This window comes from Nocardioides luteus (assembly GCF_014648595.1).
Classification (GTDB): domain Bacteria; phylum Actinomycetota; class Actinomycetes; order Propionibacteriales; family Nocardioidaceae; genus Nocardioides; species Nocardioides luteus.
This window is the reverse complement of the sequence record NZ_BMRK01000015.1, coordinates 759-18,791: the sequence shown is the minus strand read 5'-3', so window position 1 is coordinate 18,791 and position 18,033 is coordinate 759. Positions and strand designations below refer to the sequence as shown.

Below are 18,033 nucleotides of genomic sequence, written 5' to 3'. Positions count from 1 at the left end.
TACCCCCGGTTGTGTCAGATAGCGTGCACGATGTGATCCACGCCCTACTCGATCCCAGCGACCTGCCCCACCGACTGCCCCGCTTCGCGGACATCGAGATCGACGACTACGGTCCGGCGATCGAGCAGGGGATGGCCGAGCAGCTGGCCGCGCTCCAGGCGATCACCTCCTCGCCCGATGAGCCGACCTTCGAGAACACCCTCGTCGCCCTGGAGCGGTCCGGCGAGCGGCTCGACCGGGTCCTGCGGGTCTTCTTCTCGTTGCTCTCCGCGGACTCCTCCGACGCCCTCGACGAGCTCAACGCTGCGTACGCTCCCCGGCTGGCGGCCCACCACGACGCGCTGCTCCTCGACGATGTGCTCTTCGCCCGGGTGAACGCGGTCTACGAGAAGCGCGAGGAGCTCGAGGGCGAGGACCGCTACCTGGTCGAGCGCTACCACCGTGACTTCGTGCTCGCCGGTGCCGCGCTCGGACCGCAGGAGAAGGCCCGGCTGCGCGAGCTCAACCAGGAGATCTCCGGGCTTGAGGCCGCCTTCGGCCAGGCCGCGCAGGCCGACTCCAACGACCTCGCCGTGGTCGTCGACACCGTCGAGGAGCTGGCCGGGCTGACGCCGGGGGAGATCTCCGCGGCCGCTGCGGCCGCCGAGAACAGAGGACTGCCCGGCAAGTTCCTGATCACGCTCACCCTCTTCACCTCGCACCCCTACCTGTCGGTGCTGGAGAACCGCGGGCTCCGCCAGCGGCTCTTCGAGGCGCAGATCTCCCGCGGCTCGCGCGGGAACGCCGACGACACCCGAGGCATCGCGCTCGACGCGCTGCGGCTGCGCGCCGAGAAGGCGCAGCTGCTCGGCTTCGACAGCTACGCCGGGCTGGTCACCGCCGACAACACCGCCGGGACCCCCAAGGCCGTGCGTGACATGCTGGAGCGGCTGGCCGCGCCGGCGGCCCGCAACGCTCGCGCGGAGCAGGCTGCGCTCGAGGCCTCGGCGCGCGCCGCTGACGGTCTGGAGACCATCGAGGCCTGGGACTGGCCCTTCTACGCCGAGAAGGTCCGAGCCTCCGAGTACGACGTCGACCTGGCCGTCCTGCGGCCGTGGTTCGAGGCCGACCGGGTGCTGCGCGACGGAGTCTTCTACGCCGCGGAGCGGCTCTACGGCCTGACCTTCGAGGAGCGCCCCGACCTGCAGGGCTACCACCCGGAGGTACGCGTCTTCGAGGTCTCCCGCGACGGCGAGCCGATCGGGCTCTACCTGCTCGACCTCTACACCCGCGACTCCAAGAAGGGCGGGGCGTGGATGAACTCCTATGCCACCGCCAACACGCTGCTCGGCGAGCCGTCTGCCATCGTGACCAACAACCTCAACGTGCCGAAGCCGGCGCCGGGGGAGCCGACGCTGCTCACCTTCGACGAGGTCAACACGCTCTTCCACGAGTTCGGGCACGCGCTCCACGGGCTGCTCGCCCGGGCGACCTACCCGCGGTTCGCGGCGACGGCGGTCTACCGCGACTTCGTGGAGTACCCCTCGCAGGTCAACGAGATGTGGATGCTCTGGCCCGAGGTGCTCGCCAACTACGCGGTGCACCACGAGACCGGCGAGCCGATCCCGGCCGACGTGCTCGGCAAGCTCGAGGCGTCGGCCACGTTCAACGAGGGGTTCGCGACCTCGGAATACCTCGCCGCGGCGCTCATCGACCTGGCGTGGCACGAGCTGTCGCCGGCCGAGGTGCCGACATCACCGGAGGCGGTGGCGGAGTTCGAGGCGGCGACGCTCTCGGCCGTCGGGCTGGACAACCGGGCGGTGCGGGCGCGCTACTACACGGCGTACTTCAAGCACATCTTCGGCGGCTACGCCTCGGCCTACTACTCCTACATCTGGTCAGAGGTCCTGGATGCCGACACGGTCGCGTGGTTCACGGAGAACGGCGGTCTGACCAGGGAGAACGGTGAGGCGTACGTCCGTCATGTGATCGGCATCGGTGGCACGCGCGACCCGCTGGAGTCCTATGCGGAGTGGCGCGGCCGGCCGGCCCCGATCGCTCCGTTGCTGGAGCGCCGGGGCCTGGCCTGAGGGTCAGCGGTCGCGCGGGTCCTGCGGGCCTGCCCAGCTCGCGCCGGGGTCGCTGGCCGGGAAGGTCTCGGCCGCGGCCTCGTCCTGCTCGTCGTAGTCGGACGAGTCGGAGCCCGACTGGCCCGAGCCCCGCTCGGCGGCGCTGGGCTGCTGCGAGCCCTCCTCGCCGGAGCTGTGCTGGTCGGGGTTGGACGGACCGAAGTCGGACTGGTCGGCGTCCGACCCCTCCTGGGCGTAGTCCGGGGTGGGGGCGGTGATGGTGCCCTCGCTGTTGCCCTCGGTGCCCTTGTCGTCCGCGCCGGTCTGGTCGTCCTGCGGCTTGTTGTCAACCATCGTTCGGCTCCTGTCCTGAGCACCGGGGTGCTCGAGTTGTCGATACAGCTTTCACTCTGCCACTCAGGAACGACTCATCGCGTCCCTGACACGGTCCACGATGGAGTGGAACGGCATGGTGGCGAGCTGCTTGGGCACTGATCCGGCGGCGCCGGGGTGCGGGTGGGTGGGAGCGACGAGCTCGGCGGCCGAGAGCCGCTTGCCCATGGTGTGTCGCTCGGTGTCGTCGAGCACCTCGAGGAGGGTCGCGAGCTCGACCCGCTCCTCCTCCTCGGCATGCTGCTCGACCGCGATCCGGAAGATCTCGAAGAGCTCGTCGAACTCGGGGTTCTCGATCCCGAGCTCCTCGAGCCGGGCGAGCATCTCGGTGGCTTCCTTCTCGTCCGCGTTGAGCGCCTTGGTGAGACCTTCCCCACAGTGCACGGCGGCGACCGGGTGGACCACCAGCTCCTCCGCGGTCTCGTGCACGGCGAGAAGCACGCGCAGATCATCGAAGGCCTGCCTCTTGGCAGCACCCTCGGAATGACCCACGGTGGCGCAGAGCTGCCTGATTCCGGCGTGCTGCTGCAGCAGGATGCGGACCACGTCGCCCTCTGGAAGCTCGGAGGCCTTCTTCAAGACCTCGGTTGCGTGGGACATGAAACGCTCCTGTCTCAGGGGCATGTGCGGACGAAAAGCCCCTGTACCCATCGCGTGTTGTGCCTATACAACTGTCAAAACGCCCACCGATCTGAGAAGGTTCAAGGGTGATGCGGCGGGGAGTAGTGCGTGTAGCAGTTGTCAGTCCACAGGAGGTTGTCCAGCGTGGTCTGACGACGATGCTTGCCGACTACCCGGACCGGCTGGTCGTGACCGCCCTCCCGTCGATCCGCAGCAAGGCCGTCGGGGTCGACGTGATCCTCTACGACACGCTCGGTCTCCACCTGCGCGACGGCGCCGACCTTCAGCACGTCATGCAGCACACCGACGCCAAGGTGCTGATCTTCAGCCGTGACATGCGTCCCGACCTGCGCGCCAAGGCATACTCGCTGGGCGCCAACGCCTGGGTCTCGATGAGCGTCCAGGCGGGTGAGCTCGTCCGCACCATCGAGCTCACCGCCGCCGGCGAGCCCGTCGGCGAGAACCGTGACCGGCTCGGCACGGTCGCCGGGCTCACCACCCGCGAGGTCGAGGTGCTCGCGCTGATCTCCCAGGGGCTCTCCAACCAGGAGATCGCCGCCAAGATGGTGCTCAGCGTCAACACGCTCAAGAGCCACATCCGGCAGGCCTACCGCAAGATCGGCGCCACCACCCGCAGCCAGGCGGTGAGCTGGGCGATCACCCACGGTTTCGCCCCGCCCGACGCAAAGACTTTGAGCTCCGGCGCATCCCTGGCCCCCGGAATGGATACCGGAACCTCATCGGCGGGTCAGTCGGGGTGACTGTTCTCTGCCCCGGCGCGGGGGAGAGACACCACGATAGAAATCAGTCGATGCCGCGGTCTCGGTACCTGATATCGAGGCCGCGGTTTAACCCCTAGGGGTGGGTTCGCTGTGGGGCTCCGCTCACCCCTAGGGACCATTTACCACTCTGAGCGGCACAAACAGGCCGTTCATGGCGAAGACTTGAGCCATGAACACGACCTACGAGGACCTGGTGGTCCGTCACCTTCCGGTGGCACGCTCGCTGGCAGCCCGCTACGCCGGCCGCGGAATCGAGGTCGATGATCTGCGTCAAGCCGCGAGGATGGGCCTCGTGAAGGCCGCCGTGCGCTACAACCCGGAGCGCGGTGAGTTCCTCAGCTACGCCGTGCCGATGGCCAAGGGCGAGGTGAAGCGCTGTTTCCGGGAGCTCTCCCGCAGCGTACGTCCGGAGCGTCTCGACGACGACGGCACCGAGTCCGCCACCGAGATCGGCGAGCCGGACCCCGGCTTCGACCGCGCCGAGGCGCGGATCATCGTCGACCACGCGATGGGCCGGCTGAGCGTCTCCGACCGGGAGATCGTGCAGCTCCGCTACGTGGAAGGGCTGAGCCAGGCCGAGATCGGCGCGCGGATCGGCGCCACCCAGGCACAGGTCTCTCGAGCGCTGGCCCGCATCCTGCGGTCGATGCGCGAGGCGGTCGCCGCGTAGGCGGCGCCGCGGATGGGTACCGAAAGACCATGAGCACACCAGTCATCATCTTCATCGTGGTCGGTGCGATCGTCGTCCTGGGGGCGGCGACCGCCTGGCTGGTCGACGCGCGCCGGAACAAGGACGTCGCCGACAACGACGATCGCTTCCACCAGCACTGAGGAGGAGCCGACATGCCGCAGCGTGCCTGGAGCAAGAAGAGAGAGCGCCAGTACGAGCACATCAAGGAAGGCCTCGAAGACCGCGGCAGGAACGAGGACGACGCGGAGGAGATCGCCGCCCGCACGGTGAACAAGGAACGTGCCCGCGGCGGCGAGTCCAAGCAGAAGAGCAAGACCTCCACCCAAGACATCTCCTCGGGTCGACGCGGCGGCTTACGCAGCAACCGCAACGGCCCGAGGGGGCGAACGAAGGCCCAGCTCTACGAAGAGGCCAAGAACAAGAACATCGAGGGGCGCTCGAAGATGAGCAAGGCGGAGCTCGAGAAGGCCGTCGGCCGCTAAGACCCCCGAACCGACTGGTGCAGGCCGCCGACCCGATCCGGTCGGCGGTTTTCTCTATGTATCTGTACAACCTCCCCGCCGAGTCGGCGCATCTGTCCCACTGTCGAGCGCCGAGTCGGCGCGTCTGCCTCGCTGTGGGGCGTCGAGTCGGCGCGTCTGCCCCGCTCCGAACCGCCGAGTCGGCGCATCTGCCTCAACGAGAGACGCCGAGTCGGCGTGTGAGAGTGGGGCAGTTGCGCCGACTGGGCGTCTGGGGGTGAGGCAGATGCGCCGGGTCGGCGACGTACGGCGGGGCAGATGCGCCGGGTCGGGAAAAGCAGAACCGCCGCCGGCCCTTGCGGGCCAGCGGCGGCGTGCGACGATCGGCGCCCCGTCCGTCAAGGACGGGGGCGGGCTACGTACGCGGTGGAGGTGCGCTCGACGACGCTGTCGGCGCTCTCCGGAGCCGGCGTGCCAGATCCACGGTGGTCGCCGGAGCGGCCGAGGGTGGAGCTGGACACCTTGCGGGCTCGTGCGCGTGCGAGGTCTGCGGTGCTGCGCACCGTGTCGGAGACCCCTTCGGGGTGGCGGCCGACGACGTAGCCGGCCACCCCGCCCACGGCGAGAAGGAGCAGGTTCCGTTTGGTCCTCACTTCTTCACACCTGCCTTCTTCAACTTCTTCGTCACCTTCCGCATCAGCGTGTCGGTGCTCTTCTTACGGATCACCGTGGTGATGACGGTGATCGCGACGGGGACGAGGACGCCGGCGATCGCGGCGATGCGCTTGCCCCACGACGACTCCTGCCATCTGGTCTTCGGAGTCGCGCCGTTCCACAGCGAGCGCTGAGCAGTGGTGTCGCGCTCACCGGTGATCGTTGAGAACGTCATGACAGATCTCCTTCGTGTGATGGCTTCTGGATCCCGTACCCGCCTGGAAGCGGGTCATGCAGCGAGCTCGACGTCCTCCAGCTGCGCGCGGAGCTCGTCGACGATACGGGTCAGGATGCGGGAGACCTGGGTCTGGGTGACGCCGATGGTCTCGCCGATCTCGGCCTGGCTGCGGTCCTCGATGAACCGAAGCCGGACCACGAGCTGGTCGCGCGGGGAGAGCGAGCTGATCGCCTGCTCGAGAGCGAGGCGGGTCTCGCAGTCGCTCAGACCACCGTCGATGCCGGGCAGCATGTCGCCGATGGTGGCCTCGGAGGACTGGCCGTCCACCGCACGCAGCGGGGCGTCCAGCGAGGAGGGGGTGAAGCAGCCGCGGGCGTCGAGCGCCTCGCGCACCTTCTTCTCCGGCATCGCAACGATCTCGGCCAGCTCAGAGGTCGGCAGGTTGCCGCGCTCGGAGCCGATCTTGAGCAGCGTGCTCTGCAGCTCCTGGATCGGGCGCGGCGGGCGCACGGTCCAGCCGTGGTCACGGAACCAGCGCTTGACCTCGCCCCGGATGGTGGGCACCGCGTACGTCAGGAAGTCGTCGGCACGGTCGGGGTGGAAGCTCTTCGCAGCCCTGACCAGTGCCATGTACGCGACCTGCTCCAGGTCGGCCCGCGGGATGCCGCGACCGGTGTAGCGGTGGGCGATGGAGCGGGCGACAGCTGCGTTGAGCAGGATCACCTCTTCGAGGAGTCGGTCGCGCTCGTCGCCCTCGGCGAGGTGTGCGGACTCCAGCAGCTCGGAGGTGAGTTGCTGTCGCTCGGCTCGGGGCAGGTCCTTGTCGAATGTCGTCGTCGTCATGCCTAGGTAGTGCCCGGATCGAGCCCGCCCCAACGGCTTTGATCCAAAGTTCACCCCCCTGGGTGCCGGTATGGGTAGCACAAATCACCCATAAGGGTGGGAATAGCCCAGATTCGGTGGGTCTTGGACTGGTGAGAGCGCGATGACTCACCCCAGAGGGGCCACAGCCGGGCCATACGTCCCGGATCGCTGCGGTCAGCGACGCAGCCGAGGGTTGCTCAGGCAGGGCCGGGGCTCGGGCCGGGGCTCCGGCGCGCGCAGCAGAGTGCTGTCGCCTGCCGTGCCAGAGGTGGACAGCACGCGACGCCAGTCGTAGCGCGCGACCGCATGGTCACGTGCGGCGTCGCCGTAGCGGCGACGCCGCACGGGGTCGCGCAGCAGGGAAGCGAGCGTCTGAGCCAGCTCGTCCGGCCGGCGTGGTGACACCAGGTCGCCGGTCACCCCTGGAATCACGGTCTCTCCGACCCCGCCGACGGACGTCCCGACCACAGGCCTTCCACAGGCCATCGCCTCGACGGGGGCCGTCGCGAACGGCTCGTACCACGGCACCGCGACCACGACGTCGCTCCCGCGGACGAGCCACGGCACCTCGTCAGGGGCGACGCTGCCCTGGAAGATCGTGCGGCCGGCGACGTGATGGCGGATGGCCAGCTGACGCAGTCGGATCGCGTCGGTGTCCACAGCGAGCCGGCTGCGCGAGGGCCCACCGGCGATGACCAGCTCGGCGTCGAGGCCCTCCTCGTGCACGAGATGAGCCAGCGCCTCGATCGCGTTCTCCATCCCCTCGCCGGGCACCATCCGTCCCATGCTCAGCAGGCGCAGGCGGTCGGTGAACGGGCCGGGCCCCGGGCGGAACAGATCGGTGTCGACACCGCACGGGATCACGCGGGCCCGCCCCTCGGGCAGCCTCAGGTCGTGGTCCTCGTGGGCGTCCTCGGTGCAGCCGACGAAGACGAGTCCGGCGCTCGCCACCTCGGCCGGCGGCCCGTCCGGGACGTGCTCGACCACGAATCCGTCGCGGTGTACTCGTTCGGACGTCTCGTAGTGATAGCGCCGGGTGTAGACCGTCACGTCGTGGCCGTCGCGGACCAGACCGGCGGCCAGGGCAGCGACGTGCACGTTGTGTCCGTCGGCCTTCTCTCGGCCGAGGGCGCCGAGCGGGTTCGCGTGTCCGGAGACGACTGCGACGCGCATCAGCGGCTTCGTCCTCGGCGGGAGATGGGGACGAGGGTGCTGGCGGTGACGCCGAGAACCTTCATCTGCGTTGCCTCCCGGATCGGACGAACATCTGACATCTGGGAGTGGTACCCGCAAGGCGCGGGATCGATCCCCTCAGCAGCAGAACTTCTTCATTCCTGAGGCATCACCGAAGGTGGTCCCGGGCACTGAGATGGCATGAGAATCCTGATGTGGCACGTGCACGACGCCTGGACGGCGGCGTTCGTGCGTGGCCGCCATGACTATCTGCTCCCGGTGACCTCCGACCGTTGTCCCGACGGTCTCGGCCGCGACCGCACGGGGGAGTGGCCCGAGGCCGCGCGCGACGTGGCTGTCGAGGAGCTCGCGGACGAGGACGTCGACGTCGTCGTCCTCCAGCGTCCGCACGAGGTCGAGCTGGCCGAGCGATGGCTTGGTGGGCGACGGCCGGGACGGGACATACCTGCCGTCTACATGGAGCACTACGCGCCGGCCGGTGCCGTTCCCGACACCCGGCACCCGATGTCCGGCGGTGGGATCCCGATCGTGCATCTCACCGGCTTCAACGATCTGCTCTGGGACTGCGCGGGCACCCCGACGACGGTGGTCGAGCCCGGCATCGTCGACCCGGGCCGCCGCTACACCGGAGACATCGAGCGTGCGGGCGTGGTCGTCAACGATCCGGTACGCCGCGGCCGCTCGGTCGGCGCCGACCTGATCCCGGCGCTGGCCGAGGGGGTCGGCGCCGACGTCTTCGGCAGACGGGTCGACCATCTCCCGGCACACCGCGGCCTGCGTACGTTCCCAGGCCTCTCGCAGCAGGACCTGCACGACCACCTGCCGCGGCGCCGGGTCTACGTCCACCTCAACCGCTGGACCTCGCTGGGCCTGTCCCTGATCGAGGCGATGCATCTCGGCATGCCGGTCGTCGCTCTGGCGATGAACGAGATCCCGCTCGCCGTCCCGCAGGAGGCCGGCTTCGTGACCACCCGTCGCGACGAGATCGTGCCGGCCGTACGCCACCTGATGAAGGATCCCGACGTCGCTGGGGAGGCGGGGCTCATCGGCCGCCGCCACGCGAAGCGGCGCTACGGCCTGGGCCGGTTCCTCGACGAGTGGGACGACGTACTGCACTCGGTCGTCACCGGGACCGGACTGTGACCTACATCCATCTGCTGGCGCATTTTGAGAGGTTTGAAAGCTCCCCCGGTGGGTACCTAGAGGGCGTACGCAAGAGGAGTCATGAGGAGTGATCCGAATGAGCACGACGAGCGTTGAGACCGGCATCGTCACCGGGACACCGGACAAGGACTACAACCTGATCTGGTTCACCGAGGCCCGCCTGGCCAACGCGCTGCGTCTGGACAACTACATCCAGGACGCGCGCCGGGCGAACGACCACGATCTCGTGGACCTGTTCATGCGTGCGCAGGCTAACTCCGTGCAGGGCGCCGAAGAGGCGAAGTCCCTGCTGCGTAGCCGCTTGGGCGCAGAGGAAGCCTGAGCACATCCCCCGCAACAACTACACACCGAGGTGAGATCGATATGGCACTAATTCTATGGCTGATCGCGGCAGTCCTTGTCATCAGCGGCATCGTTTCGCTGGTACGTGGCCAACTCCTCTGGGGAGTTGTCCTCATCGTGGTCGGCCTGCTGGTCGGCCCTGGTGGAGTCAGCATCTTCGGATAGACACCATGCGGCCCGGTGCCCCTCGGGGGACCCGGGCCGCGTGGCGTCCGTGCGAGCTGCGTCAAGCACTCTGATTCGGGCACAGCACTGAAGTCGAACGAAAGGACCGGTCATGGGCACCTGTGTCACATGCGGGAACGAGTACGACGGAAGCTTCGAGGTGACCACGGCGTCAGGTGAGCGCCACGTCTTCGACTCGATCGAGTGCGCCGCTGCCACCATCGCCCCGGAGTGCGTCAACTGCGGCACCCGCATCCTCGGCCACGGGGTGCAGAACGAGCAGCACATCTTCTGCTGCGCCCACTGCGCCGGCGCGTACGGCGTGACCGGCGCGAGCGACCGCGTCACCAGCGGTTCCTGACGCGGCCACCGGATGACCCGAGATCTCGCCGCAGGCCTGCTCCGCAGCGGCTACCGAGCGATCCCCGAGGCCTGGCAGCGGGCCGGCGACGTGCCGGTCTGCCCGGTCAAGCTCCTCGGCAAGGGTGCCCTGGTAGTGCGGGGGCCGGCCTCCGTACGCCGCTTCTACGACCCTGACTCCATCCGACGCGCCGGGGCCGTGCCCGCGCCGCTGGCCGCTCTTCTCTTCGGCCGCGGCGCGGTCCATGGCCTCGACGGGGCCGAACACGCCCACCGCAAGGCGGGCTTCCTCGATCTGCTCGACGATGACGTCTCCGCCGCCCTGCAGGACCTCGTACGCCGCCACCTGAGCGCCGAGCTGCGCGAGCGTCGTGGGGAGACGGTGAGGGTGTTCACCCTCCTCGCCGAGGTCTATGGCCGCGCCGTCCTCGAGTGGGCCGGCATCAGCGTGCCGCACCCCGACCGGGTCGGGCGCCGGCTGGCCGCGATCGTCGACGGCTTCGGCATCTCCGGGCCCTCCTACGCCACCGCCTGGGCGGCGAGACTGTGGGCGAACCGCTGGGCCCGCGGACTGGTCCGGGAGGCGCGCTCCACGTCGGCGCCGCCCGCCACCCCGCTCGAGATCATCGCCGCCTGGCGCGACCCGCAGGGCGACCTGCTGCCGGTGCGGGTGGCTGCGATCGAGCTTCTCAACGTGCTGCGTCCCGCCGTCGCGGTGGCCTTCCTCGGCTCCTACGCCGTGCAGGCCATCGACGACCAGCCGCAGGCGCGCCGCTCGCTCGGGGACCCTGAGCGACGGCACGGCTTCACCCAGGAGGTACGCCGCGTCTTCCCGTTCGTCCCGGCCCTGGCCGGCATCGTCCGCGAGCACGGTGACTGGGACGGCGAGCCCGTCGAGGAGGGACAGCGGATCGTCCTCGACGTCCGCGGGACCAACCTCGACCCGGAGTCGTGGACCGAGCCCCAGGACTTCTCGGCCGAACGGTTCGTCGACCGCGACGTCGACCCCTTCGAGCTGGTGCCGCAGGGCGGGGGAGACCCTGCTGAGGGCCACCGGTGCCCGGGTGAGCCGGCGACGATCGCGATGATCTCCGCGACCGTCGAGGTCTTCGCGGGCGCCGCCTGGGCCGTGGTCGAGAGCGGCAGCAACTATCCGCGGATCCCGACCCGCGAACGGCTGCGGGTCCGGATCGGCTGACTCAGCCGCGCCCGTCGAAGCGCAGGGCGCTGTGGTGCTCGTGCGCCAGCCGGCGCAGGCTGAGCAGGAACTCGCCGAGCACGACCTGGCCCAGCACCATCTGCTCCATCATGGTCTCGCGGTCCTGGCTGTCGTCGACCTGATCGATCTCGTAGGCGGCGATCGCATCGACCAGCGGCAGGTAGGTCGCCGCGCCCTCGGGATCGGTGCGCAGGCCGCTGTCGAGGATCACCCGGATGATCGCGGCCAGCTGGTCGCGCTCGGGGGCGTCGGGCCGGACCTGGTCCCACCCGGCGCGCTCGACGATACGGTCGGCGAGCTCGCGAGTGTGCTCGTCGGGGGTCGCGGGCACGGCGGTCTCGACGCGGAGGGCGTCGCAGGCCTCACCGAACATGTCATGGATCGTCGTGCGGCGGTCCTGGGTCGCCTCGACCAGCGCCTTGAGTGCCCCGACCGGAACTGCGCCGACATCGCGGAGCACGCGGAGCAGGCGCAGGCGGCGTACGTGCTGGTCGTCGTAGTCGGCGAGGCGCTCAGCGAGCTTCCTGCCGGGGGAGAGGAGACCCTCGCGCACGTAGTACTTGATCGTCGCGACGCTCACTCCGGTCGACTCTGAGAGCTCGGAGATCCGCATGTTTCCTCCACGAAATTGATTGACAGAGGCTCTGGATAGCGTCACTATCTTAGACTAGATACTGAAACTATCCAGAAAGGAGGACGGGGATGTCCAAGATCGCCTGGGCCTATCGAGAGGCCCCTGAGAACGTGCCGGCGGGCGTCCTGCCAGGCCACAGCGTCGCTGACGTCGGCAGCGACGAGGTCGTCGTGTTCCTGATCGGGATGCGGATCAACCGCTGGCGCAAGGTGCGCAGCTGGTTCCCGGTCTTCACCGCCATGCCACGGATGCTCGCCGAGCTCGCGAAGAACCCTGACCTCGGGCTGCTCTCGGTGCGCAGCTACTGGTCGGGGCGGGTGCTGATGACGGTGCAGTACTGGCGCAGCGTCGAGGAGCTCGGCCGCTTCGCCAAGGATCCCACGCTCACCCACGCGCCCGCCTGGTCGGCCTTCAACCGGCGCGCGGCCTCGACCGGTGACATCGGGATCTGGCACGAGACCTACCGGGTGCCGGCAGACCAGGTCGAGACGCTCTACGGGAACATGCCTGCCTTCGGTCTCGCCGCCGCGCTCGGTGCCACCGAGCGCGCGGCCGGGCGGCGCAACACCACTCACGAGCGGCTGCACTCCACCCGGCCGGAGTACGTCGAGAGGTGACTGCTACAGCGCGGTGACGGTCTCGCTCGGCGACAGCGCCCGTGTCGGCGCGCCGCGCAGCAGCACCACCGCCAGCAGCGCGGCGATCGCGGCACAGACGGCGGCACCGGCGAAGACGGTGTGCTCCTGGGCGATGGCGGCGCCGATGAGCAGATCCTGGTATTCGGCACACATCCCGCCGCCGGTGCACACCGAGGAGAGCGAGGGCAGGTCGGCCTGGGCGGAGTAGTAGCTGCGCAGGCCGATCGAGGTCAGTGCGGAGATGCCGACGAGCATGCCGACCATCCGGGCCACGACTGTGAAGGAGGTGGTCAGACCATGCATCGACTGCTCGGTGGTGGCCAGGATCGCGGCGTTGACCGGCGCCAGCGCCAGCCCGAAACCGAGACCGCCGCAGACCAGGACCACGGTCGCCAGGACCGAACGCAGCGCGTCGGCGTCCCAGCGGGCCATGAAGACGAAGGCGACCGCCGCCAGCAACATCCCGACACCGGCGATCACACCGGCGGGCAGGCGCCGAGTGAGGAACCCGCCGAGGACGGCGCCGACCGGAAGCGCGACCAGGAACTCCAGCAGCACCAGGGCCGCCTTCAGCTGGCTGTCGCCGTAGATGGTGGTGCGGGCGAAGAGGGGTACGTCGATCAGCGCGGCGACCAGCGCAGCGCCGACGAAGAACGAGACCAGCACCGAGCCCCATGCCGGCACCCGGGCGAACGCACCGCGCGGCACGATCGGGTCCTGCGCGCGACTCAGGTGGAAGACGAAGCCGAGCAGCGCCAGGCCGCCGGCGACGAGATACCAGACGCCCTGGTCGGAGAAGACCGCCACCTCGGGGTCGGCGGTCGCGAAGGCGAGGATCACGCCGGCCAGGGCGATCGAGAGCAGCAGCGCCCCGAGCAGGTCGATCTCGGCCGCGATCCGGCCGAGCAAGCTGCGTACGCCGGGCCGGAGGCACCACTTCACCAGGAAGCCGATCGTGGCGACGATCGTGACCAGGCCCAGCGGCGTCAGCCAGCGCGTGGAGCCGGCGGCCGGGACGTAGAGCGCGCCCCAGGTGAGGTCCTGGACGAGAGCCGGTGGCTCGACCGCCAGCAGGAGGAACGCTGCGCCGGCGACGAGCATGAGCAGCAGCGCGATCAGGTCTGGTCGGGTGCGGCTGCCGGCAGCGGACGGGTCGGTGCGGCCCAGCCGCCGGATCGCCACCGCCAGCACGAGACCGACCACCAGGTTGAGCACGAAGATCGCCCGCCAGTCGGCGACGGCGAGCACGGCCGCGCCGATGAGGGGGCCGAGCACCGAGCCGAGCTCCTGCACGGCGGAGACGAGCCCGAGCGGTACTCCGCGGCGCTCGGCGGGATAGAGCGCGGCGACGAGGGCGAGCGTCGCCGGCACCAGCGCGCCGCCGCCCAGGCCCTGGAAGAAGCGGCCCACCACCATCGCGGCGAGGTCCCAGGAGAGCGCGGTCAGGAACGAGCCGAAGGCGAAGACGACCAGGCCGCCGACGAGCACCGGCAGATGGCCGAGGAGGTCGGCGAGCCTGCCGATCAGCGGCAGCACCGCGACGTACCCGAGCAGGAAGCCGGAGATCAGCGGAGCGGCCCGCTGCAGCTCCTCGATCGAGAGCCCGACGCCCGCCATCATGTCGGGCAGGGCCAGCACGACGACGTAGGTGTCCGCTGCCGCGAACGCCACCGCGATCGCGGCGAGCCACACAAGAGATCGCATGGTCAGGGCCGCCTGCTGCGCGTCGCGATACGCACGCCCTGGCAGCGTTGCGGTCTCTCACCGGTACACCGCACCGCTGTCGAGCCCGCGCCTTGCCAGGCCATACGTCTCCCGCCGCTCGCGACGTCGCCCCTGGCCATGCGATCTCTTACCGCCCTCACGGCTTGGTGATCTCCTTCTCGACCCCGTAGTCGGTCACCTTGATCGTGTAGGAGTACGCCGCCTCGCCCTCACCGCTGAAGTGGCCATCGATGGTGGCCTCGGTGAGGTCGTCGGAGTCGTTGATGACGTAGGTGACGTCGAAGTCGCCGCTCGCGCCGGCGAGGATCTTCTTCACCGCGGTGTCGGGGAGCGTGCCGGTGTAGGTCGAGAGGATCTCGTCGTTGTCGGCTCCGCCGCGCACGGACTTGCCGATCTTCACGTCCTCGGTCGCAGGCAGGAGCGAGGAGATGCCGGTCTCCGGGGCGATCAGCGCGGCCGGGTCGGGCACGCCGTAGTCGGCCGGGTCGAGCTCCTGGAACGAGGTCGTGAACGGCAGCTTCGCGTAGACCACGCCGTCGACCGAGACCACGTCGACCTGAGCCTCGGCACCCATCACCGGCACGGTCAGCTTGCCCTGGAACGCCGGGTCGCGGGTCAGTGTGCCGGTCGCGGCCTTCAGCGTGGTGATGCCGTCGGGCAGGTCGTCGGAGGAGATCGAGAAATTGATCCCGCTCGTCTCGTCGAGGTGCTTCTGCGCGGCCGCGAGCACCTGCTTCGGGGTGCGTCCCTTGGTCGGGTCCTCGTCGTTGCACGCGGTGAGCACCAGCGTGGCGGCGAGGAGCGCGACGAGAGCGAAGGCGAGGCGCGGCAGGTTCCGCCCCAGAATCGAGCTGAGCATGCGGGTCAGGATGCCACGCCTCGCAACCTCATGTGGCGGAGGGCGCGAACGTGTGGGCCACCGGACCGGCGACGGCGTCGATCGGCTGCTCCAGCGGCACCCCGGAGCCGTCGCGGCGCGGGTCGATCTCGGGCAGCTCGATCGGCGCCCCGGAGGCGGCCGCGGCGAATGGGGGAGCGGCGCCGACCCAGGCGAAGACGAGGCTGTCCTCGCCCTTGAGGTAGCGGTGGGCGCGTACGCCGCCGGTGGCTCGGCCCTTGGCTGGGAACTCGCTGAACGGCGTGGTCTTCACGCTGCCGGTCTCGGTGCCGGGCAGTGCGCTGGAGGAGCCGGCGACGGTGACGACCGCGGCGCCCTCGGGGGCGTCGGGCGAGACGATGCCGAAGAAGACGACCTTGGAGCCGTGGGCCATCCGGACGCCGGCCATGCCACCCGCGCTGCGACCCTGCGGTCGCACCACCTCGGCGGGGAAGTGGAGGAGCTGGGCGTCGGAGGTGACGAAGACCAGCGACTCGTTGCCGGTGCGGAGCTCGGCCGCGCCGACCACCTCGTCACCGTCGGCGAGCTTGATGACCTCCCACTCGTCCTTGTTGAGCAGCACCTCGGGGTTGACCCGCTTGACGACACCGAGCTTGGTGCCGAGCGCGAGTCCCGGGCCCTCGGTGGCGAGCGTGGTCAGCGCCAGCGCCCGCTCGTCGGACTCCAGCGAGAGGAGCGCGGACAGCGGCAGGCCGCCGGACAGGTTCGGGTCGCCCGCGGTCGGCGGCATCGCCGGCAGGTCGAGCACCCCGAGGCGTACGAGACGGCCGCGGGAGGTGAGCACACCGATCTGGCCGCGTGCGGTCGCCGGGACCACCGAGACGATCACGTCGTGGTTCGCGCGTCCGGAGCCGGTGGCGAAGGGCTCCGCGTCGGAGGAGCGGGCCAGCAGGCCCGTCGAGGAGAGCAGCGCGAAGCACGGGTCGTCGGCGACCTCGAGGCTCATCGCCTCCAGTGCCGGGGTGCCGGCCGAGGCGAGCAGGACGGTACGTCGCGGGGTGCCGAACGTCTTGGCGACCTCGCCGAGCTCGTCGGAGACGACCTTCCGGAGCATGTCGTCGTCGGCGAGGATCGAGTCGAGGTATTCGATCGTGGCGCGCAGGTCGTCGCGCTCCTTCTCGAGCTCGATCTTGGAGAACTTCGTCAGGCGGCGCAGCGCCATGTCGAGGATGTACTCAGCCTGCGGCTGGCTGAGGTCGAAGACGGTCATCAGCCGGTCCTTGGCCTCGGCGGCGTTGTCGGAGGAGCGGATCAGCTGGATGACCTCGTCGATGTCGAGGATCGCGATCAGCAGCCCGTCGACCAGGTGGAGCCGGTCGGCGGCCTTGTCCCGGCGGAACTGCGAGCGGCGGCGGACCACGTCGTAGCGGTGGCCGAGGAAGACCTCGAGCAGCTCCTTGAGGCCGAGGGTGCGCGGCTGGCCGTCGACGAGCGCGACGTTGTTGATGCCGAAGGAGTCCTCCAGCGGGGTCATCTTGTAGAGCTGCTCGAGGACGGCCTCGGGCACGAACCCGTTCTTGACCTCGATCACCAGGCGGGTGCCGTGCTCGCGGTCGGTGAGGTCCTTGAGGTCGGCGATGCCCTGGATCTTCTTCGACTGCACCAGCGTCTTGACCCGCTCGATGATCTTCTCGGTGCCGACGTTGAACGGCAGCTCGGTGATCACGATGCCCTTGCGGCGCCCGAACGGCTCGATTCGCGTCGTGGCGCGGATCTTGAAGGAGCCGCGGCCGGTCTCGTACGCGTCCCGGATCCCGTCGAGGCCGACGATCGTGCCGCCGGTGGGCAGGTCGGGCCCCGGGATGAACTTCATCAGCGTGTCGAGCTCCGCGCCCGGGTGCTTGATCAGGTGGCGCGCGGCGGCGATGACCTCGACCAGGTTGTGAGGCGCCATGTTGGTGGCCATACCGACCGCGATGCCCGTGGCGCCGTTGACCAGCAGGTTGGGGATCGCCGCGGGGAGCACGCTCGGCTCCATCTCCCGCGAGTCGTAGTTGGGCCGGAAGTCGACGGTGTCTTCCTTGATGTCATCGGTCATCGCCAGCGCCGCCGGACCCATCCGGGCCTCGGTGTAACGCATCGCGGCCGCCGGGTCGTCACCACCGGGAGAGCCGAAGTTCCCGTGCCCGTCGATCATCGGCAGCCGCATCGCCCACGGCTGCGCCATCCGCACCAGCGCGTCGTAGATCGCACCGTCGCCGTGCGGGTGCAGCTTGCCCATCACCTCACCGACGATGCGAGCACACTTCACGTGTCCCCGGTCGGGGCGTACGCCCATGTCGTTCATCGTGAACAGGATCCGGCGCTGCACGGGCTTCAGCCCGTCGCGCGCGTCGGGCAGAGCGCGGGAGTAGATGACCGAGTAGGAGTACTCCAGGAATGAGGACCGCATCTCGTCCCCGATGTCGGTGTCGAGGATGTGCTCCTCGAAGTCGTCGGGGACGTCGTTTTTGGTCTTGCCGCGTGCCATAAGGCGCATTGTCTCGAATCCGTGTGCGAGTGCGACATCGGGCTCGCCGGAGTGGGGGATCTTGTACCTCCGGTGTTCCGCTGGTCGAGCTTGTCGAGACCACCCCGCGTGCGGACATCGGTAAGGGACTGCGTTTTTCGTTCCCAGGTTCGCCGCCGACCCGATCTCTCAGTGTTTCTCGATCACGCGCCGCGTCAAGGACGCCCTTCGGGCGCCGGCTTCGCCGGCCGCTTTGCGGTCCTTGACCCGACACCCGATCGAGAAAAAGATTCCGCCTATATCGGGGCGGCGGCGAGGGGCGTGGCGCGGGCTCATGAGGCTTCGAAAGAGCCGACGCTGGGTAGGTAGGGGGCCATCGCTCCGCTGGTCGAGCCGCCGGAGCCCCTGGGCGGAGGCGTGTCGAGACCTGAGTCTCCGGTGGTCGAGCTTGTCGAGACCACCCTGCGAGCGGACATCGGTCAGCGACTGTGTT

The 18,033-nt window shown here is 69.4% G+C and carries 21 protein-coding genes; 11 read left to right on the top strand and 10 right to left on the bottom strand.

Annotation, left to right across the window (positions count from 1 at the left end; genetic code table 11):
- The first annotated feature begins 32 nt into the window (after positions 1 to 32).
- Complete coding sequence (locus IEY81_RS17595; RefSeq protein ID WP_189119797.1) at positions 33 to 2,069, top strand: M3 family metallopeptidase; 2,037 nt, start codon at positions 33 to 35, stop codon at positions 2,067 to 2,069.
- Between the two features lie 3 nt (positions 2,070 to 2,072).
- Here IEY81_RS17595 and IEY81_RS17590 read toward each other — a convergent pair whose 3' ends face one another.
- Together IEY81_RS17590 and IEY81_RS17585 are read right to left on the bottom strand one after the other, a co-directional pair.
- Entirely contained in the window at positions 2,073 to 2,402 is a 330-nt protein-coding gene (locus tag IEY81_RS17590) for a hypothetical protein (protein ID WP_189119796.1), read from the bottom strand.
- Positions 2,403 to 2,465: 63 nt separating this feature from the next.
- Positions 2,466 to 3,041 (bottom strand): hemerythrin domain-containing protein, encoded by a 576-nt coding sequence (locus IEY81_RS17585; RefSeq protein ID WP_189119795.1) that lies wholly within the window; start codon positions 3,039 to 3,041, stop codon positions 2,466 to 2,468.
- A 179-nt stretch (positions 3,042 to 3,220) separates the two neighbouring features.
- On the opposite strand from IEY81_RS17585, the gene IEY81_RS17580 reads away from it, so the two are divergent.
- From IEY81_RS17580 to IEY81_RS17570, 4 genes are all read left to right on the top strand, one after another.
- On the top strand, positions 3,221 to 3,823 hold the full coding sequence (locus IEY81_RS17580) for a helix-turn-helix transcriptional regulator (protein WP_229787953.1): 603 nt from the start codon (positions 3,221 to 3,223) through the stop codon (positions 3,821 to 3,823).
- A 190-nt stretch (positions 3,824 to 4,013) separates the two neighbouring features.
- Positions 4,014 to 4,514, top strand: coding sequence for a sigma-70 family RNA polymerase sigma factor (locus tag IEY81_RS17575; protein WP_189119793.1), 501 nt, complete (start codon positions 4,014 to 4,016; stop codon positions 4,512 to 4,514).
- A gap of 29 nt (positions 4,515 to 4,543) precedes the next feature.
- Positions 4,544 to 4,675 (top strand): hypothetical protein, encoded by a 132-nt coding sequence (locus tag IEY81_RS24485; RefSeq protein ID WP_268244507.1) that lies wholly within the window; start codon positions 4,544 to 4,546, stop codon positions 4,673 to 4,675.
- 12 nt (positions 4,676 to 4,687) lie between these two features.
- Positions 4,688 to 5,017, top strand: coding sequence for a plasmid stabilization protein (locus tag IEY81_RS17570; RefSeq protein ID WP_189119792.1), 330 nt, complete (start codon positions 4,688 to 4,690; stop codon positions 5,015 to 5,017).
- Positions 5,018 to 5,394: 377 nt separating this feature from the next.
- On the opposite strand, the gene IEY81_RS17565 is transcribed toward IEY81_RS17570, so the two are convergent.
- From IEY81_RS17565 to IEY81_RS17550, 4 genes are all read right to left on the bottom strand, one after another.
- On the bottom strand, positions 5,395 to 5,649 hold the full coding sequence (locus IEY81_RS17565; protein WP_189119791.1) for a hypothetical protein: 255 nt from the start codon (positions 5,647 to 5,649) through the stop codon (positions 5,395 to 5,397).
- Positions 5,646 to 5,885, bottom strand: coding sequence for a hypothetical protein (locus IEY81_RS17560; protein WP_189119790.1), 240 nt, complete (start codon positions 5,883 to 5,885; stop codon positions 5,646 to 5,648). Before IEY81_RS17560 ends, IEY81_RS17565 begins: the two co-directional genes overlap by 4 nt.
- Positions 5,886 to 5,939: 54 nt before the next feature.
- Positions 5,940 to 6,731: a sigma-70 family RNA polymerase sigma factor gene (locus tag IEY81_RS17555; RefSeq protein WP_189119789.1), complete on the bottom strand. Its 792-nt coding sequence runs from the start codon at positions 6,729 to 6,731 to the stop codon at positions 5,940 to 5,942.
- 195 nt (positions 6,732 to 6,926) lie between these two features.
- Positions 6,927 to 7,925: a glycosyltransferase gene (locus tag IEY81_RS17550; RefSeq protein ID WP_189119788.1), complete on the bottom strand. Its 999-nt coding sequence runs from the start codon at positions 7,923 to 7,925 to the stop codon at positions 6,927 to 6,929.
- Positions 7,926 to 8,126: 201 nt separating this feature from the next.
- Between IEY81_RS17550 and IEY81_RS17545 the strand changes: the two genes are divergently transcribed.
- From IEY81_RS17545 to IEY81_RS17530, 5 genes are all read left to right on the top strand, one after another.
- Positions 8,127 to 9,089, top strand: coding sequence for a glycosyltransferase (locus tag IEY81_RS17545; RefSeq protein WP_189119787.1), 963 nt, complete (start codon positions 8,127 to 8,129; stop codon positions 9,087 to 9,089).
- Between the two features lie 97 nt (positions 9,090 to 9,186).
- The gene (locus IEY81_RS17540; protein WP_189119786.1) at positions 9,187 to 9,432 is read left to right on the top strand and encodes a hypothetical protein; all 246 of its coding nucleotides are present in this window, start codon (positions 9,187 to 9,189) and stop codon (positions 9,430 to 9,432) included.
- Positions 9,433 to 9,473: 41 nt separating this feature from the next.
- Complete coding sequence (locus IEY81_RS24285) at positions 9,474 to 9,617, top strand: GPGG-motif small membrane protein (protein ID WP_229787952.1); 144 nt, start codon at positions 9,474 to 9,476, stop codon at positions 9,615 to 9,617.
- A gap of 112 nt (positions 9,618 to 9,729) precedes the next feature.
- Positions 9,730 to 9,978, top strand: coding sequence for a metallothionein (locus IEY81_RS17535; protein WP_189119785.1), 249 nt, complete (start codon positions 9,730 to 9,732; stop codon positions 9,976 to 9,978).
- Positions 9,979 to 9,990: 12 nt separating this feature from the next.
- The gene (locus tag IEY81_RS17530; protein WP_189119784.1) at positions 9,991 to 11,175 is read left to right on the top strand and encodes a cytochrome P450 family protein; all 1,185 of its coding nucleotides are present in this window, start codon (positions 9,991 to 9,993) and stop codon (positions 11,173 to 11,175) included.
- A 1-nt stretch (position 11,176) separates the two neighbouring features.
- Here IEY81_RS17530 and IEY81_RS17525 read toward each other — a convergent pair whose 3' ends face one another.
- Positions 11,177 to 11,809 (bottom strand): MerR family transcriptional regulator, encoded by a 633-nt coding sequence (locus IEY81_RS17525; protein WP_189119783.1) that lies wholly within the window; start codon positions 11,807 to 11,809, stop codon positions 11,177 to 11,179.
- 89 nt (positions 11,810 to 11,898) lie between these two features.
- On the opposite strand from IEY81_RS17525, the gene IEY81_RS17520 reads away from it, so the two are divergent.
- Positions 11,899 to 12,447: a DUF4188 domain-containing protein gene (locus IEY81_RS17520; RefSeq protein ID WP_189119782.1), complete on the top strand. Its 549-nt coding sequence runs from the start codon at positions 11,899 to 11,901 to the stop codon at positions 12,445 to 12,447.
- A 3-nt stretch (positions 12,448 to 12,450) separates the two neighbouring features.
- Here IEY81_RS17520 and IEY81_RS17515 read toward each other — a convergent pair whose 3' ends face one another.
- The 3 genes from IEY81_RS17515 to IEY81_RS17505 all read right to left on the bottom strand — a co-directional run bounded on the left by IEY81_RS17515 (position 12,451) and on the right by IEY81_RS17505 (position 17,561).
- A complete protein-coding gene (locus IEY81_RS17515) occupies positions 12,451 to 14,172 on the bottom strand; it encodes an MFS transporter (protein ID WP_189119781.1) in 1,722 nt (573 codons plus the stop codon).
- A gap of 157 nt (positions 14,173 to 14,329) precedes the next feature.
- Positions 14,330 to 15,052: an LppX_LprAFG lipoprotein gene (locus IEY81_RS17510; protein ID WP_189119780.1), complete on the bottom strand. Its 723-nt coding sequence runs from the start codon at positions 15,050 to 15,052 to the stop codon at positions 14,330 to 14,332.
- Positions 15,053 to 15,080: 28 nt separating this feature from the next.
- Entirely contained in the window at positions 15,081 to 17,561 is a 2,481-nt protein-coding gene (locus tag IEY81_RS17505; RefSeq protein WP_189119779.1) for a DNA gyrase/topoisomerase IV subunit A, read from the bottom strand.
- Positions 17,562 to 18,033 lie beyond the last annotated feature (472 nt).

Excerpts from the sequence above, each read along its gene's own strand:
- IEY81_RS17520 (WP_189119782.1), top strand. The coding sequence starts at position 11,899 with ATGTCCAAGATCGCCTGGGCCTATCGAGAGGCCCCTGAGAACGTGCCG.
- IEY81_RS17545 (WP_189119787.1), top strand. The coding sequence starts at position 8,127 with ATGAGAATCCTGATGTGGCACGTGCACGACGCCTGGACGGCGGCGTTC.
- IEY81_RS17580 (WP_229787953.1), top strand. The coding sequence starts at position 3,221 with ATGCTTGCCGACTACCCGGACCGGCTGGTCGTGACCGCCCTCCCGTCG.
- IEY81_RS17570 (WP_189119792.1), top strand. The coding sequence starts at position 4,688 with ATGCCGCAGCGTGCCTGGAGCAAGAAGAGAGAGCGCCAGTACGAGCAC.
- IEY81_RS17515 (WP_189119781.1), bottom strand. The coding sequence starts at position 14,172 with ATGCGATCTCTTGTGTGGCTCGCCGCGATCGCGGTGGCGTTCGCGGCA.
- IEY81_RS17535 (WP_189119785.1), top strand. The coding sequence starts at position 9,730 with ATGGGCACCTGTGTCACATGCGGGAACGAGTACGACGGAAGCTTCGAG.
- IEY81_RS17525 (WP_189119783.1), bottom strand. The coding sequence starts at position 11,809 with ATGCGGATCTCCGAGCTCTCAGAGTCGACCGGAGTGAGCGTCGCGACG.
- IEY81_RS17575 (WP_189119793.1), top strand. The coding sequence starts at position 4,014 with ATGAACACGACCTACGAGGACCTGGTGGTCCGTCACCTTCCGGTGGCA.
- IEY81_RS17540 (WP_189119786.1), top strand. The coding sequence starts at position 9,187 with ATGAGCACGACGAGCGTTGAGACCGGCATCGTCACCGGGACACCGGAC.
- IEY81_RS17505 (WP_189119779.1), bottom strand. The coding sequence starts at position 17,561 with ATGGCACGCGGCAAGACCAAAAACGACGTCCCCGACGACTTCGAGGAG.
- IEY81_RS17585 (WP_189119795.1), bottom strand. The coding sequence starts at position 3,041 with ATGTCCCACGCAACCGAGGTCTTGAAGAAGGCCTCCGAGCTTCCAGAG.
- IEY81_RS24285 (WP_229787952.1), top strand. The coding sequence starts at position 9,474 with ATGGCACTAATTCTATGGCTGATCGCGGCAGTCCTTGTCATCAGCGGC.
- IEY81_RS17555 (WP_189119789.1), bottom strand. The coding sequence starts at position 6,731 with ATGACGACGACGACATTCGACAAGGACCTGCCCCGAGCCGAGCGACAG.
- IEY81_RS17560 (WP_189119790.1), bottom strand. The coding sequence starts at position 5,885 with ATGACGTTCTCAACGATCACCGGTGAGCGCGACACCACTGCTCAGCGC.
- IEY81_RS17590 (WP_189119796.1), bottom strand. The coding sequence starts at position 2,402 with ATGGTTGACAACAAGCCGCAGGACGACCAGACCGGCGCGGACGACAAG.
- IEY81_RS17550 (WP_189119788.1), bottom strand. The coding sequence starts at position 7,925 with ATGCGCGTCGCAGTCGTCTCCGGACACGCGAACCCGCTCGGCGCCCTC.
- IEY81_RS17510 (WP_189119780.1), bottom strand. The coding sequence starts at position 15,052 with ATGCTCAGCTCGATTCTGGGGCGGAACCTGCCGCGCCTCGCCTTCGCT.
- IEY81_RS24485 (WP_268244507.1), top strand. The coding sequence starts at position 4,544 with ATGAGCACACCAGTCATCATCTTCATCGTGGTCGGTGCGATCGTCGTC.
- IEY81_RS17530 (WP_189119784.1), top strand. The coding sequence starts at position 9,991 with ATGACCCGAGATCTCGCCGCAGGCCTGCTCCGCAGCGGCTACCGAGCG.